The organism is Sphingomonas sp. Leaf4 (genome assembly GCF_920939515.1).
GTDB lineage: Bacteria > Pseudomonadota > Alphaproteobacteria > Sphingomonadales > Sphingomonadaceae > Sphingomonas.
Map to the genome: position 1 here is coordinate 87,820 of NZ_CAKLBB010000008.1, position 14,468 is coordinate 102,287.

The following is a 14,468-nucleotide window of genomic DNA, read 5'->3' on the forward strand; positions in this document are numbered from 1 at the left end:
ATAACCGGCCAACGCACGGGGTTGCGGCATGCTCCCGTTCCCTCTTGCCGGGACATGCGATTTTACCTATATGCCGGTTGCTTCCTCGACATCGTCAACGTGCCGGGGCCGGTTCCATCAGGGACCGGCAGCGAAGCGACGTAACCTGTGGAGACGGCATGGCGAATATCGCCGAACTGACGCGACTGATCGAACCGGAGGCGAAGGCGTTGGGCTTCGCCCTCGTGCGCATCAAGATGTTCGGCGGCAAGTCCGACCCGACGCTGCAGGTGATGGCCGAGCGGCCCGATACCCGCCAGCTCACGATCGACGATTGCGCCGAACTCTCGCGCCGCATCTCGGACCTGATGGACGAGAACGACCCGATCGAGGAAGCGTACCGGCTGGAGGTATCGTCGCCCGGCATCGACCGCCCGCTGACGCGCCTCGCCGATTTCGACGACTGGAAGGGATTCGAGGCGCGTGTGACGCTCGACGCGCCGATCGACAGTCGCAAGCAATTGACCGGCATCCTGATCGGCACCGAGGGCGACAACATCACGATCGACGTGCGCAAGCACAAGACGATGACCGTGCCCTTCGCCGCTATCATCGATGCCAAGCTCGTCATCACCGACGCGCTGCTGAAGGCGACGGCCCCGCTCTCTGTCGACGGTGCCGAGGAATATGAAGACGAACCGGCCGACGACGATGCGGCCGATCAAGAAGGACTGAACTGACATGGCCACCGCCGTCACCGCCAATCGCGCGGAACTGATCGCGATCGCGAATTCGGTCGCTTCCGAAAAGATGATCGACAAGGGCATCGTGATCGAGGCGATGGAGGACGCGATCCAGCGCGCCGCCAAGACCCGCTACGGTTCCGAGAACGACATCCGCGCCAAGCTTGACGCGACGACCGGCGACCTGCGCCTGTGGCGCGTGCTCGAAGTCGTCGAGTTGGTCGACGATCACTTCAAGCAGATCGGCGTCGCCGACGCGCAGAAGCTGCAAAAGGGTGCCGTGCTCGGCGACTATATCGTCGATCCGCTGCCCCCGATCGAATTCGGTCGCATCCAGGCGCAGGCATCGAAGCAGGTCATCCTGCAAAAAGTCCGCGACGCCGAACGCGAACGCCAGTTCGAGGAGTTTAAGGACCGCCAGAGCGAGATCATCACCGGCGTCGTCAAGCGCGTCGAATTTGGTCACGTCGTCGTCGATCTCGGCCGTGCTGAAGGCGTCATCCGCCGCGACCAGCAGATTCCGCGCGAAGCGGTCCGCGTCGGGGATCGCGTCCGCTCGCTGATCCTGAACGTGCGCCGCGAGAATCGCGGGCCGCAGATCTTCCTGTCCCGCGCGCACCCCGACTTCATGAAGAAGCTGTTCGCGCAGGAAGTCCCCGAAATCTACGACGGCATCATCGAGATCAAGGCTGCGGCACGCGATCCCGGCTCGCGCGCCAAGATCGGCGTCATCAGCCACGACGGCTCGATCGATCCGGTCGGTGCCTGCGTCGGCATGAAGGGCAGCCGCGTGCAGGCCGTCGTGCAGGAGATGCAGGGTGAGAAGATCGACATCATCCCGTGGTCGCCCGACACCGCGACGTTCGTCGTCAACGCGCTTCAGCCCGCCAACGTCGCGCGCGTGGTGCTCGACGAGGAAGAGGACCGGATCGAGGTCGTCGTCCCCGACGATCAGCTCAGCCTCGCCATCGGCCGTCGCGGCCAGAACGTGCGTCTCGCCAGCCAGTTGACCGGCAAGGCGATCGACATTCTGACCGAGGCCGATGCGTCGGAGAAGCGCCAGAAGGAATTCATCGAACGCTCGGGCATGTTCGAGCGCGAACTGGACGTCGACGAGACGCTGGCGCAGCTTCTGGTCGCCGAAGGCTTCGGCGAACTGGAAGAAGTCGCCTATGTCGAGATCGAGGAACTGGCCGGCATCGAGGGCTTCGACGAGGATCTCGCGCAGGAGCTGCAAAGCCGGGCGCAGGAAGCGATCGAACGCCGCGAACAGGCCGCCCGCGAGGAGCGCACCACCCTCGGCGTCGAGGACGATCTGGCGGAGCTGCCGTATCTGACCGAAGCGATGCTGGTCACGCTCGGCAAGGCGGGCATCAAGACGCTCGACGACCTCGCCGATCTCGCGACCGACGAACTGGTCGAGAAGAAGAAGGCCGAACCGCGCCGTCGTGGTGACGATGCGCCGAAGCGCGAGGCGCCGAAGGGCGGCATTCTCGCCGAATATGGCCTGAGCGACGAACAGGGTAACGAGATCATCATGGCCGCACGCGCGCATTGGTTCGCCGATGACGCCGCCCCGGCCGAGACTTCGGAGGACGCAGTTGCGGACTCCGAACAATGATACCGCGCGGCTGACCGAAGGCCCCGAGCGTAGCTGTATCCTGTCGCGCGAGCATGGCTCACGCGACGGGCTGGTGCGACTCGCCCTGTCGCCTGACGGCGATGTACTGCCCGATGTGCGTGCCAAGGCCCCCGGGCGTGGTGCGTGGATCGGCGTGGATCGCAAGACGCTGGAAACCGCGATCGCCAAGGGGCGGTTGCGTGGGAGCCTGGCGCGCGCGTTCAAGGGCGCGGCGCTGACGATTCCCGACGACCTGCCTGAACGGATCGAGGAGGCGCTGCGGCGCCACGCGCTCGACCGGCTGGGGCTGGAGGCCAAGTCCGGCTTCGTCGTGGTCGGCGGCACCGCGATCGACAAGGCGGCGCGCCAAGGCAAGCTCCATGCGCTGTATCATGCGTCCGATGCCGCCGCCGATGGTGCCGGCAAACTGGCGCAGGCATGGCGTGTCGGCACCGACGACGAAGGTTCTGGTCGCAGGGGATTGGCATTGCCGGTCACGCGCACCATATTGTCGTTGGCGCTTGGGCGCGAAAATGTGGTACATGTCGGCCTGACCGACGCACGGGCGGCACAGCGAGCCAATGACGCGCTGTCCCGCTGGCTGCACTTTATCGGACCCGAACCTATCCCTACGCCTTGCGAAAGCGTTTCGCAGGGCGCATCGACGGCGCAATCTGCCGGCATTTCTGATGCCGGCCATATTGGCCTCGACCAATTGAAGCAGGAACCTGAGTAACCGGATGAGCGACATCGACAACGACAAGCCGAAGCTGGGCACCCGTCAGCCGCTCGGCGTCAAGCGCACCGTTGAGACCGGCAAGGTGAAGCAGAGCTTCAGCCATGGCCGCTCCAACACGGTGGTCGTGGAGGTGAAGCGCCGCCGCGAACTCCGCCGCCCGGGTGAGGAACAGGGTGCCGAACAGGCTGCCCCCGCCCCGACTCCGGCCGTCGCCGCCACGGCGCGTCCGGCACCGGTCGCACCGCCGCCCCGCCCGGCGGCGAGCAACGCCGGCCTTTCGCGCCACGAGCTGCAGGCCAAGCTGCTGCGCGAGGCGGAGGAAGCCCGCATGAACGCCGCCGAGGAACATCGGCGTCGCGACGAGCGGATCGCCCGCGAAGCGGTGGAAACCGAACGCCTGCGCGTCGAGGAAAAGGCGCGTGCCGCCGCCGAGCCCAAGGCCGAACCTGCACCCGCACCCGAGCCGGAAGCTGCACCCGCGCCCGCCCCGGAACCAGCGCCCGCGCCTGTTCCGGTTGCAGAGCCGACTTCGGCACCCGTATCGACGCCTGCGCCGACACCGGCACCGGCACCGGTCGTGGAAACCCCTGCACCTGCTCCGGTCGCGGAAACTCCCGCACCTGCCCCGGCCCCCACGCCTGCGCCGGCCCCGGCACCTGCCCCGGTCGCAGCGAAGCCTGCCCAGGCTCCGCTGCGCGCTGCCCCGCCGCGTCCGGCTCCCGCGCCGGCCCCGCAGCCGATCGTTCTGACCGCCGACCCCAATCGGCCGGCCCCGCGCCGCTTCACCCCGGTGCAGCGCCCGGAGATTCCCAAGCCGCAGCCCAAGCCCGAGCCGGCCCCCGCGCCTGCTCAGGCTGCTGCTGCCACGGCCGCTACTCCGGCACGCCCTGCCGCGGCCGGCGCGACCGCGCTGCGTTCCGCTCCGTCGGGCACCGGTCAGGCGACCCCGCGTCGCAACGAACCGGCACGGCCCGCGCCGTCGCGCGACCGCAAGGGCGACGATCGCCGCCAGTCGGGCAAGCTCACCGTTACCCGCGCGCTGGGCGACGACGGTGCGCGCTCGCGCAGCCTCGCCGCGCTCAAGCGTGCCCGTGAAAAGGAGAAGCGTGGCTTCGGTGGTCCGCGTGAACCGCAGATCAAGCAGGTTCGCGACGTTCAGGTGCCTGAAACGATCACGGTGCAGGAACTCGCCAACCGCATGGCCGAAAAGGGTGCCGATCTGGTCAAGACGCTCTTCAAGATGGGTTCGCCCGTCACGATGACGCAGACGATCGATCAGGACACCGCCGAACTGCTCGTCACCGAATTCGGCCACAACATCGTTCGCGTGAGCGATGCCGATGTCGACCTGGCGCTCGACACGACCGAGGATCTGGCCGAAACGCTTCAGTCGCGTCCGCCGGTCGTGACGATCATGGGCCATGTCGACCACGGCAAGACCTCGCTGCTCGACGCGCTGCGCGGCACCGACGTGGTACGCGGCGAAGCCGGCGGCATCACCCAGCATATCGGCGCCTATCAGGTGACGATGAAGGACAAGTCGCGGATCACCTTCCTCGACACGCCTGGCCACGAAGCGTTCAGCGAAATGCGCGCGCGCGGTGCCGACGTGACCGACATCGTGATCCTCGCGGTCGCCGCCGACGACGGGCTGATGCCGCAGACGATCGAGGCGATCCATCACACCCGCGCCGCCGGCAAGCCGATGATCGTCGCGATCAACAAGGTCGACAAGCACGAGGCGAACCCGCAGCGCATCCGCGAACGCCTGCTCGAACATGACGTGCAGGTCGAGGAAATGGGCGGCGAGACGCAGGACGTCGAAGTCTCGGCGCTCAAGAAGACCGGCCTCGAGCAACTGATCGAGAAGATCCAGCTCCAGGCCGAACTGCTCGAGTTGCAGGCCAACCCCGATCGCCCGGCGGAAGCCAGCGTGATCGAGGCGAAGCTCGACAAGGGCCGTGGTCCGGTGGCGACCGTGCTGGTCCGGCGCGGCACGCTGCGGGTCGGCGACGTGTTCGTCTGCGGCGCGGAAAGCGGCAAGGTCCGTGCGCTGATCGACGACAAGGGCCGTCAGGTGAAGGAAGCCGGTCCGTCGACTCCGGTCGAGGTGCTGGGCATGTCGGGCGTGCCGATGGCGGGCGATCCGCTGCAGGTGGTCGAGAGCGAGGCGCGTGCCCGCGAGGTCGCCGAATATCGTCAGGGCGTGCTGCTCCACAAGCGCACCACCCAGGCGCCGGCCAGCCTCGAGAGCATGTTCTCGGCGCTCAAGTCGAAGCAGGCGATCGAATATCCGCTGGTGGTCAAGGCCGATACCCAGGGGTCGGTCGAAGCGATCGTCGGGGCGCTCAACAAGATCTCGACCGACGATATTCGGGTGCGCATCCTGCATTCGGGCGTCGGCGGCATCACCGAGAGCGACGTGACGCTGGCAGCGGCATCGGGGGCGCCGATCATCGGCTTCAACACCCGTCCCAACGCCAAGGCGCGCGAGATCGCCGAGCGGAACAAGGTGGCGTTCAAATATTACGACGTCATTTACACGCTGACCGACGAGATTCGTGCGGGCATGGCGGGTACGCTCGGGCCGGAAGCGTTCGAGACGGTCGTCGGCCGCGCCGAAATCCGCGAGGTCTTCTCGGCGGGCAAACATGGTCGGGCCGCCGGTCTGCTGGTCGTCGAAGGGATCATCCGCAAGGCGCTCAAGGCACGCATCACGCGCAACGATGTCATCATCTATCAGGGTGAAATCGCATCGCTGCGTCGCTTCAAGGACGATGTCCCCGAAGTGCGCGCAGGGCTCGAATGCGGTGTCACGTTCACGCAGAACTTCACCGACATCAAGGCGGGCGACTACCTCGAAACCTATGAAGTCGAACTGCGCGACCGTACGCTGTGAGTGAAGGGCGGCAGGGGGCGACCCTTGCCGCCATGCTCTGGCCCAGGCTCCGCTGGTGCGGCGTCTGGGTGGTCGGCGGGGCGGCGGCATTGTTCGTCGCCAATCTGTTCGGTGGCCGAGCGATGCTCGTCGCGGTCGGTCTGCTCGGCGGTTGCTGGCTCCTGCTGGCCCTCGATGGCGTGCGGACCGGCTGGCGCTGGCGCGGAATCGGCATTCCGGCGTTGCTGCTGGTCCTGTTACCGGTCGTCGCGGTCCCCTTCGCGGGCTTTGCCGGCGGGCGGGTGCTCTACTGGTCGCATGTCGCACCGTCGTGGTGGTCGCTTCGCTCGCATGGCCCGGCCTTCGATGCGGCGCTTGCGGGCGGCGAATTACCTCCCGGCGCTGTTGCGGTCGACCGCGATGGCAACCGGACCGCCTTCCGCACCATCGGTGATCCTTCGGCGCACTGGGCGGGGATCGTTCATGATCCGACCGATCGCCTGACCGCCGCGCGCGGCTGGAACGGCGGACCGGTCGGGCGCGATATTGCCGCCATGTTCGGCAGCACCACCATCTGGTGCCAGCGACTCGACAGTCACTGGTTCCACTGTCAATTCGGTTGAGCCATGTCAGACACCACCCCCGAAACCCGCTCCGTCCGCTTGTTGCGCGTCGGCGAACAGGTCCGCCACATCCTCGCAGAAATTCTCGCGCGGGGCGATGTGCATGACGACGTGCTCGAAAAACACTTCGTCTCCGTCACCGAAGTGCGCATGTCGCCCGATCTGCGCCATGCGACGGTGTTCGTGAAACCGTTTCTCGGCAAGGATGAGGGCGTCGTGCTGAAGGCGCTGCGCACCAACACCGCCTATCTCCAGTCGGAGGTCGCGCGGCGGGTGAACCTGAAATATGCCGCCAAGCTCAAGTTCCTGATCGACGAAAGCTTCGACGAAGGCGGTCGCATCGACCAATTGCTGCGCGATCCCAAGGTCGCGCGCGATCTGGAACCGGGCGACGCAGAGGACTGAGTGGCCAAGCTTTACTTCTATTATGCGTCGATGAACGCGGGCAAATCGACCACGCTGCTGCAAGCCGACTTCAACTATCGCGAACGCGGGTTGACGACGATGCTGTTTACCGCCGCGATCGACACGCGCGAGGGGATGGGCGTCATCGGCTCGCGCATCGGCCTGTCGGCCCCCGCCATCCCGTTCGATACCGCGAGCGACCTGTTCGCCGCGCTCAGTGAAACGCCGGTCGATTGCGTGCTGATCGACGAGGCGCAGTTCCTGACCGGTGCTCAAGTTGATCAACTGGCGGCGGTGGCCGACGATCTGAACGTGCCGGTGCTCGCCTATGGCCTGCGTACCGACTTTCTTGGACAGTTGTTCCCCGGATCGGCGCGGTTGCTGGCGATCGCCGATGCGCTGGTCGAACTGAAATCGGTGTGCGACTGCGGACGCAAGGCGACGATGAACCTGCGCGTCGATGCGACCGGCCACGCGGTCCGTGAAGGGCAGCAAACCGAGATCGGCGGCAACGACCGCTATGTGGCGCTGTGCCGCCGTCATTTTTGCGAGGCGATGCGGGACTGATGCACGGCTGGATCATCATCGACAAGCCGGTGGGCCCGGGCTCGACGCAGGTCGTCTCGGCGGTCAAGCGCGCGCTGCGCCATGGCGGCTATGGCAAGTACAAGGTGGGCCACGGCGGCACGCTCGATCCGCTAGCCTCGGGCGTGCTGCCGGTCGCGGTCGGCGAAGCGACGAAGCTGGCTGGGCGGATGCTCGATGCGTCCAAGACCTACGACTTCACGATCCGCTTCGGATCGCAGACCGATACGCTGGATCTGGAGGGCAAGGTGATCGCCGAATCGCCGGTCCGCCCGACCCGCGCCGCGATCGAGAATGTGCTGGCGCGCTTCACCGGACCGATCGAACAGGTGCCGCCCGCCTATTCGGCGCTGAAGGTCGATGGCGAACGCGCCTACGACCTAGCGCGCAAGGGCGAGGAGGTGGTGCTCGCCACGCGGGCGGTGACGATTCACGACCTGCAAATCGTGGCGGCCGATGGCGATCCGCTCGAAGACGTCACCCTTACCGCCTATGTCTCCAAGGGCACCTATATCCGCAGCCTTGCCCGCGACATCGCGCTCGCGCTCGGCAGCGTCGGCCATGTCACGATGCTGCGCCGGACGAAGGCCGGGCCGTTCACGCTGGAATCGGCCATTTCGCTGGACAAACTGGCCGAAATGGGTCAGGGGCGCACGCTTGAAGAAACGCTCCTGCCACTGGGGGTGGGGCTGGACGACATCCCGGCTCTATCGCTGGACGCCGATCAGGCAGGGCGGCTCCGTCAGGGGCTTCGCTTGATCGGTTTCGCTGCGGCCGACGGTCTGGGCTTTGCGACGCTGGACGATGTACCGGTGGCGCTGGTCGAAACCCTCGCCGGGGAAACCCGGGTCGTGCGCGGCTTCAACCTCGCATAGAAAGGATCTACGATGTCGATCACTCCCGAAAACCGTCAGGCACTGATTCAGGAACATGGCCGCGCCGAAGGCGATACCGGCAGCCCTGAAGTACAGGTCGCGATCCTGACGACGCGCATCCAGAATCTGACCGAACACTTCAAGACCCATGCGAAGGACAATCATTCGCGTCGCGGTCTGCTGATGCTGGTCAACAAGCGGCGTTCGCTGCTCGACTATCTGAAGAAGAAGGACGCGGAGCGCTACAGCGCGCTGATCGCGAAGCTCGGCCTTCGGAAGTAACGGACAAGGGCGGCCCCCACGGGCCGCCCTTTTTCCATGACCACGGTCGCACGACCGTGCGTGAGATTCCCCGGAAAACGGGGTATGGGCTTTGTGACCGGTTGACCGGCCAAGCCGTCCCGCCGCAATCCGGCGATGCGGGACACCGGGCCGAAACGGCCTGATCCAAGGGGTGGAGGTTCCACCCAAGCTGCCCCGGCGCGCATCTGGCCGCCGGACGCGAAGGAAACGATATGTTCGATATCAAGAAAAGCACCATGGACCTGGGTGGCAAGACGCTCACCCTCGAAACGGGCCGCGTCGCGCGGCAGGCGGACGGCGCGGTCATCGCGACGCTCGGCGAAACCGTGGTGCTGTGCGCGGTCACCGCCGCACGCTCGGTGAAGGAAGGGCAGGACTTCTTCCCGCTGACCGTCCATTATCAGGAAAAATATTCGGCGGCGGGCCGTATCCCCGGCGGCTTCTTCAAGCGCGAGCGCGGTGCGACCGAGAAGGAAACGCTGACCAGCCGCCTGATCGACCGTCCGATCCGCCCGTTGTTCCCGGAAGGGTTCTACAACGAGATCAACGTGATCTGTCAGGTGCTGTCGTATGACGGCGAGAACGAGCCGGACATCGTCGCGATGATCGCGGCGTCGGCGGCGCTGACCATCTCGGGCGTGCCGTTCATGGGCCCGATCGGCGCGGCGCGCGTCGGCTATGTCGATGGCGAGTACGTCCTGAACCCGACGCTGGAGCAGGTGAAGGCGGGCGATCTCGACCTCGTCGTCGCCGCCACCGGCAATGCGGTGATGATGGTCGAATCCGAAGCCAAGGAGCTGTCGGAAGAGATCATGCTCGGCGCGGTCGTGTTCGCGCATGATGCGTCGAAGAAGATCGTGAACTGCATCATCGATCTGGCCGAACAGGCCGCCAAGGAGCCGTGGGAACTGGCCCCGGTCGCCGACCAGTCGGCCGCCAAGAAGAAGCTGAAGACGCTGATCGGCAAGGACCTTGCCGCAGCCTACAAGCTGACCGACAAGCAGGCGCGCCAGAACGCGATCAACGACGCGCGCACCAAGGCACGCGAAGCCTTCGCCGACCTGAAGGAAAGCGATCCGGCGCAATATCTCGGCACGCTCAAGCTCGTGAAGAAGCTCGAAGCCGAGATCGTTCGCACCGCCATCCTGAAGGACGGCCGCCGCATCGACGGTCGCGACACCCGCACGGTCCGCCCGATCGAGGCGATGGTCCACTTCCTGCCGCGCGCGCACGGTTCGGCGCTGTTCACCCGCGGCGAGACGCAGGCGATCTGCACGACCACGCTCGGCACCAAGGACGCCGAGCAGATGATCGACGGGCTGAACGGCCTGCACTATGAAAACTTCATGCTGCACTACAACTTCCCGCCCTATTCGGTCGGGGAAGTCGGCCGCTTCGGTGCGCCGGGCCGTCGCGAAGTCGGCCATGGCAAGCTGGCGTGGCGCGCGCTGCACCCGGTGCTGCCGTCGAAGGAAGAGTTTCCCTACACCATCCGCGTCCTGTCGGACATCACCGAGTCGAACGGCTCGTCGTCGATGGCGACGGTCTGCGGCGGTTCGCTGTCGATGATGGACGCGGGCGTGCCGCTCAAGCGTCCGGTGTCGGGCATCGCCATGGGCCTGATCCTCGAAGGCAAGGACTATGCCGTCATCAGCGATATCCTCGGTGACGAGGATCATCTGGGCGACATGGACTTCAAGGTCGCCGGCACCAGCGAGGGCATCACCTCGCTCCAGATGGACATCAAGATCGCCGGTATCACCGAAGAGATCATGAAGGTCGCGCTGGCACAGGCCAATGAAGGCCGCGCGCACATCCTCGGCGAAATGGCCAAGGCGCTGGGCGAAACCCGCGGCGAGCTGTCGGCGCATGCCCCGCGCATCGAAACCTTCACGATCGACAAGTCGAAGATCCGTGAAGTGATTGGCACCGGCGGCAAGGTGATCCGCGAGATCGTCGCCACCACCGGCGCGAAAGTCGACATCGATGACGAGGGCGTCATCAAGGTGTCGTCGTCCGATCCGGCGCAGATCGAAGCCGCGATCAACTGGATCAAGGGGCTGGTTGAAGAGGCCGAGGTCGGCAAGATCTACAACGGCAAGGTCGTCAACCTCGTCGATTTCGGTGCGTTCGTGAACTTCATGGGCGGCAAGGACGGCCTCGTCCACGTCAGCGAAATCCGCAACGAACGGACTGAGAAGGTTTCCGACGTCCTGTCCGAAGGGCAGGAAGTGAAGGTCAAGGTTCTCGAAGTCGATCCGCGCGGCAAGGTTCGCCTGTCGATGCGCGTCGTCGATCAGGAAACCGGTGCCGAGCTGGAAGACAGCCGCCCGGCGCGCGAACCGCGCGAGCGCGGTGAGCGTGGTCCGCGCGGCGACCGTGGCCCCCGCGAGGGTGGCGATCGCGGCCCGCGCGAAGGCGGTGATCGCGGTCCGCGTCGCGACGGCGGCGACCGTGGCCCGCGCCGCGACCGTGGCCCGCGTCGCGAGGAATCGAAGGACGACGGCGGCAACGCCGGCCTGCCTTCGTTCATCACCGACAACTAAGACGTCGACCTGACGCAAGAAGGGGGGCCTGCGGCGACGCAGGCTCCCCTTTTTCGTTGCAGCGGATCAGGCTTCGGCGAGTTCGGCCTTGGCGTTGACCTTGTGCTCGGCCATCGCCGTCAGCTTCTCGTCGGTCGCGCGTTCCTCGGCGAGCGTCTCGGCGAGCAGGCTGGCAAGGTCCTCGCGGCCCAGTTGCCGCGCCCATGCGATCAACGTGCCGTAGCGGGTGATCTCATAATGCTCGACCGCCTGCGCCGAGGCGATCAGCGCCGCGTCCAGCACCTTCTTGTCGGCGATCTCGCCGGCGACCTCGTTCGCTTCCTTGATGATACCGTCGATCGCCGGGCAGGTGACGGCCTTCTTGGTCGCGCCGTGCAGTTCGAACACTTGGTCCAGCCGGCGGATCTGCCCCTCGGTTTCCGCCAGATGCCGCTCGAACCCGGCCTTCAGCTCGGGATCGGTCGCCTTTTCGGTCATCTTGGGCAGCGCCTTGAGAATCTGGTTCTCGGCGTAATAAATGTCCTGCAATTGATGGACGAACAGGTCGTCGAGCGTGGCGATGTCCTTGGAAAACAGGCCCATGACAGGTTCCTTCGCTTGTGGGGTAATGCCCCCTCAACGATGCGACGGCCTGCTGGTTGCCTGTTCGTGCATCAGCCGCCGCGACAGGCGAGCGCTGCGACGACATCCTCCAGCCGGGCGGGGTCGCCGAGCGCGATGACCTCGCCGATGCTGCCGGCATGGAGCGGATCGCCCGCCCAGTCGCTCATCGTGCCGCCGGCGCCTTCGACGACGGGCACCAGCGCGGCGAAGTCGTGGAGCTTCAACCCCGCCTCGACCACCAGATCGATATGGCCCGAGGCGAGCGTGCCATAGGAATAACAGTCGCCCCCCAGCACGGTCGAGCGGACCTTCGCCTCGACATGCTCGAAGCCGTGCAACTGCCCGTCATCGAACAGTGCCGGGCTGGTAGTGGCGAGTAGCGCATCGGCGAGCGTCCGGCACCGGCGGGTCTGCGCCGGGCGACCGTTGAAGGTCGTGCCGCGGCCGACCGCGCCTAGCCAGCGTTCGGCGATGATCGGCTGGTCGATAATGCCGAGGACCGGCCAGCCGTCCTCGACCAGCGCGATCAGCGTACCGAAGATCGGCCGGCCGGCGATGAACGAGCGGGTGCCGTCGATCGGGTCGAGCACCCAGTTGCGCCCACTGCTGCCTTCGCGGACACCATATTCCTCGCCTTGTATGCCGTCAGACGGCCGTTCGCGTTCGATGATCGCGCGCATCGCTGCCTCCGCCTCGCGGTCGGCCAGCGTCACCGGGGAAGCGTCGTCCTTGATCTCCAGCCCGAACTCGGCACGGAAGCGCGGGCGGATCGCCGCGCCCGCCGCATCGGCAAGTTTCATCGCGAGGGCGAGGTCGGCGGCGGTGACGGGCATGCGGGACCTTTTCGGCAGCGTGGATCGCCCCCGAATAGGCGGGGTGACGGCCAAAGCGCAAAGGATACTCGCAGCGGTCGCAAATCGCTGCCACACCCGCCTCATGCTGTTCCTCGCCCTGCTCGCCGCCGCCCCGCCGCAAATCCGCATCGTCGCCGAACCGCCGGCATCGATCGCGGCGGCAAGCGAGGGCGTCACCGTCTTCGCGCTGAACGAAGGTGATGCCGCCACCGATACGGTTCCGGTGCCGATCGACGTGGTAGCGGCCGACGGCACCTCGCTGCGCATCATGCCGGAGAACGACGCGGCGGTATCCGTCCCGGCTGGTGGGTTCCGCCGGCTGCGCTACCGGACCGTCACCGCGCCACCGCCGCCGGCCCGCGAAACGGTGGTCGCGACCGCTGACGGCACCGTGTCGGGTTTCCTCGACCGGTTCGAACCGCATGAACCGATCTATGGCGTGTTCGGCTTCGGATCGGACGGGGCGAAGCTGCAATTCAGCCTCGCCGTGCGACCGTTCGACGGCGCGGGGGTGCTGGACGGTGTGCGGGTTGCATGGACGCAGACGATGTTCTGGGCGATCGACCAGTCGTCGGGGCCGTTCCGCAGCACGAACTACAGCCCCGAAGTCTATTACCAGCGCAGCATTGCGCCGCGCTTGGTGGCGGCGGGCGGCTATGCCCATGATTCGAACGGGCGCGGCGACGTGGGGTCGATCGACGTGAACCGTCTTTACCTTGCCGCCAGCTATGCTTTGCCGCTTGGCGACGACTGGCAGGTCGAGGTCGCGCCGAAGCTGTGGAGCTATGTCGGCACCGGCTACCGCGATCTCGATCGCTATTGGGGCAACTGGTCGCTGGGCGCGGCGATCGGGCAGCGCGACGGGCTGAAACTCGCCGCAAGGCTACGCAATCCGCTGGGCGTCCGGCGCGCGGGCGAGGCGCAACTTTCCTATCCGCTCGCCCGGATCGGCGGCGGCACCGCGCTCTATCTCTTCGGGCAGGCGTTCAGCGGCTATGGCGAGGCGATCGACGACTATCGGCTGCGCACCACGACCGCGCGTATCGGCGTCAGCTTCACCCGCTAGGGACAGGATGGCACCGCCTTGCGAAGCTGCTAGGCTGTGCGCCAATCGTCACTCCCCAAGGATCTGATCCGATGCGTATCGCCCTGATTGCCGCCGCCCTGTGCCTGCCCTTCGCCGCGCCGCTGTCGGCCGCGCTCGCGCCGGGAGCGAAGGCTCCCGATTTCACCACCCGTGCAGCAATCGCCGGGCGGGCGTTCACGCTCAACCTGCGCTCGCAACTGCGCAAGGGTCCGGTGGTGCTGTACTTTTTCCCCGCCGCCTTCACCGGCGGCTGCAATGCGGAAGCAAAGGCGTTCGCCGATGCGGTCGATCAGTTCAAGGCGGCGGGGGCGACCGTCATCGGCATGTCGGCCGATCCGATCGACAAGTTGCAGACGTTCAGCACCCAGCATTGCGCCGGCCGCTTCGCCGTCGCCGCCGCATCGCCCGCCACGATCCGTGGCTTCGACGTGGCGCTGTCGCGTCCCGCCACCGGCGGACAGCCCGCCCGCGTGATGACGACGCGCACCAGCTATGTCATCGGCCGCGACGGGCGGATCGCCTTCGTCCATTCCGACATGAACCCGGCCGATCACGTCCGCACCACGCTGACGGCGGTACAGGGCCTCGGCCAACGGTGATCGGTTCGTCTGCGAAACGGACCTTCCC

Annotated in this window: 14 protein-coding genes; 12 read left to right on the top strand and 2 right to left on the bottom strand. The window is 66.4% G+C overall.

What is annotated here, in order from left to right; genetic code table 11:
• The first annotated feature begins 158 nt into the window (after nt 1–158).
• The 10 genes from rimP to pnp all read left to right on the top strand — a co-directional run bounded on the left by rimP (nt 159) and on the right by pnp (nt 11,297).
• A complete protein-coding gene (gene rimP / locus LRA89_RS13485) occupies nt 159–719 on the top strand; it encodes a ribosome maturation protein RimP (protein ID WP_230770966.1) in 561 nt (186 codons plus the stop codon).
• A 1-nt stretch (nt 720) separates the two neighbouring features.
• Complete coding sequence (gene nusA, locus LRA89_RS13490; RefSeq protein ID WP_055761902.1) at nt 721–2,343, top strand: transcription termination factor NusA; 1,623 nt, start codon at nt 721–723, stop codon at nt 2,341–2,343.
• Nucleotides 2,324–3,079, top strand: a complete 756-nt coding sequence (locus LRA89_RS13495) for a DUF448 domain-containing protein (RefSeq protein WP_414886717.1) — start codon at nt 2,324–2,326, stop codon at nt 3,077–3,079. The genes nusA and LRA89_RS13495 overlap by 20 nt, the downstream gene beginning before the upstream one ends.
• 4 nt (nt 3,080–3,083) lie before the next feature.
• Complete coding sequence (infB, locus tag LRA89_RS13500; protein WP_230770967.1) at nt 3,084–5,981, top strand: translation initiation factor IF-2; 2,898 nt, start codon at nt 3,084–3,086, stop codon at nt 5,979–5,981.
• A 32-nt stretch (nt 5,982–6,013) separates the two neighbouring features.
• Nucleotides 6,014–6,583 carry a hypothetical protein gene (locus LRA89_RS13505; protein ID WP_230770969.1) on the top strand — a complete coding sequence of 190 codons (570 nt, stop codon included), beginning with the start codon at nt 6,014–6,016 and terminating at the stop codon, nt 6,581–6,583.
• Between the two features lie 3 nt (nt 6,584–6,586).
• Nucleotides 6,587–6,988, top strand: coding sequence for a 30S ribosome-binding factor RbfA (gene rbfA / locus LRA89_RS13510; protein ID WP_055761908.1), 402 nt, complete (start codon nt 6,587–6,589; stop codon nt 6,986–6,988).
• Nucleotides 6,989–7,555: a thymidine kinase gene (locus LRA89_RS13515; protein ID WP_230770971.1), complete on the top strand. Its 567-nt coding sequence runs from the start codon at nt 6,989–6,991 to the stop codon at nt 7,553–7,555.
• Nucleotides 7,555–8,448 carry a tRNA pseudouridine(55) synthase TruB gene (truB, locus tag LRA89_RS13520; RefSeq protein ID WP_230770973.1) on the top strand — a complete coding sequence of 298 codons (894 nt, stop codon included), beginning with the start codon at nt 7,555–7,557 and terminating at the stop codon, nt 8,446–8,448. The genes LRA89_RS13515 and truB overlap by 1 nt, the downstream gene beginning before the upstream one ends.
• Nucleotides 8,449–8,460: 12 nt before the next feature.
• A complete protein-coding gene (gene rpsO, locus LRA89_RS13525; protein WP_056493479.1) occupies nt 8,461–8,730 on the top strand; it encodes a 30S ribosomal protein S15 in 270 nt (89 codons plus the stop codon).
• Between the two features lie 233 nt (nt 8,731–8,963).
• Complete coding sequence (gene pnp, locus LRA89_RS13530; protein WP_230770975.1) at nt 8,964–11,297, top strand: polyribonucleotide nucleotidyltransferase; 2,334 nt, start codon at nt 8,964–8,966, stop codon at nt 11,295–11,297.
• Between the two features lie 66 nt (nt 11,298–11,363).
• On the opposite strand, the gene LRA89_RS13535 is transcribed toward pnp, so the two are convergent.
• The gene (locus tag LRA89_RS13535) at nt 11,364–11,879 is read right to left on the bottom strand and encodes a YciE/YciF ferroxidase family protein (RefSeq protein ID WP_055761924.1); all 516 of its coding nucleotides are present in this window, start codon (nt 11,877–11,879) and stop codon (nt 11,364–11,366) included.
• 71 nt (nt 11,880–11,950) lie between these two features.
• Nucleotides 11,951–12,733 (bottom strand): histidinol-phosphatase, encoded by a 783-nt coding sequence (gene hisN, locus LRA89_RS13540; RefSeq protein WP_055761927.1) that lies wholly within the window; start codon nt 12,731–12,733, stop codon nt 11,951–11,953.
• A gap of 103 nt (nt 12,734–12,836) precedes the next feature.
• On the opposite strand from hisN, the gene LRA89_RS13545 reads away from it, so the two are divergent.
• Complete coding sequence (locus tag LRA89_RS13545; protein ID WP_230770977.1) at nt 12,837–13,820, top strand: phospholipase A; 984 nt, start codon at nt 12,837–12,839, stop codon at nt 13,818–13,820.
• A 71-nt stretch (nt 13,821–13,891) separates the two neighbouring features.
• Nucleotides 13,892–14,440 carry a peroxiredoxin gene (locus LRA89_RS13550; RefSeq protein ID WP_056493491.1) on the top strand — a complete coding sequence of 183 codons (549 nt, stop codon included), beginning with the start codon at nt 13,892–13,894 and terminating at the stop codon, nt 14,438–14,440.
• Nucleotides 14,441–14,468: the final 28 nt, after the last annotated feature.

Bases quoted from the DNA above. Each gene is read 5' to 3' on its own strand.
- truB (WP_230770973.1), top strand. From the start codon at position 7,555: ATGCACGGCTGGATCATCATCGACAAGCCGGTGGGCCCGGGCTCGACG.
- hisN (WP_055761927.1), bottom strand. From the start codon at position 12,733: ATGCCCGTCACCGCCGCCGACCTCGCCCTCGCGATGAAACTTGCCGAT.
- LRA89_RS13505 (WP_230770969.1), top strand. From the start codon at position 6,014: ATGCTCTGGCCCAGGCTCCGCTGGTGCGGCGTCTGGGTGGTCGGCGGG.
- rpsO (WP_056493479.1), top strand. From the start codon at position 8,461: ATGTCGATCACTCCCGAAAACCGTCAGGCACTGATTCAGGAACATGGC.
- infB (WP_230770967.1), top strand. From the start codon at position 3,084: ATGAGCGACATCGACAACGACAAGCCGAAGCTGGGCACCCGTCAGCCG.
- nusA (WP_055761902.1), top strand. From the start codon at position 721: ATGGCCACCGCCGTCACCGCCAATCGCGCGGAACTGATCGCGATCGCG.
- rbfA (WP_055761908.1), top strand. From the start codon at position 6,587: ATGTCAGACACCACCCCCGAAACCCGCTCCGTCCGCTTGTTGCGCGTC.
- LRA89_RS13545 (WP_230770977.1), top strand. From the start codon at position 12,837: ATGCTGTTCCTCGCCCTGCTCGCCGCCGCCCCGCCGCAAATCCGCATC.
- LRA89_RS13550 (WP_056493491.1), top strand. From the start codon at position 13,892: ATGCGTATCGCCCTGATTGCCGCCGCCCTGTGCCTGCCCTTCGCCGCG.
- rimP (WP_230770966.1), top strand. From the start codon at position 159: ATGGCGAATATCGCCGAACTGACGCGACTGATCGAACCGGAGGCGAAG.
- pnp (WP_230770975.1), top strand. From the start codon at position 8,964: ATGTTCGATATCAAGAAAAGCACCATGGACCTGGGTGGCAAGACGCTC.
- LRA89_RS13535 (WP_055761924.1), bottom strand. From the start codon at position 11,879: ATGGGCCTGTTTTCCAAGGACATCGCCACGCTCGACGACCTGTTCGTC.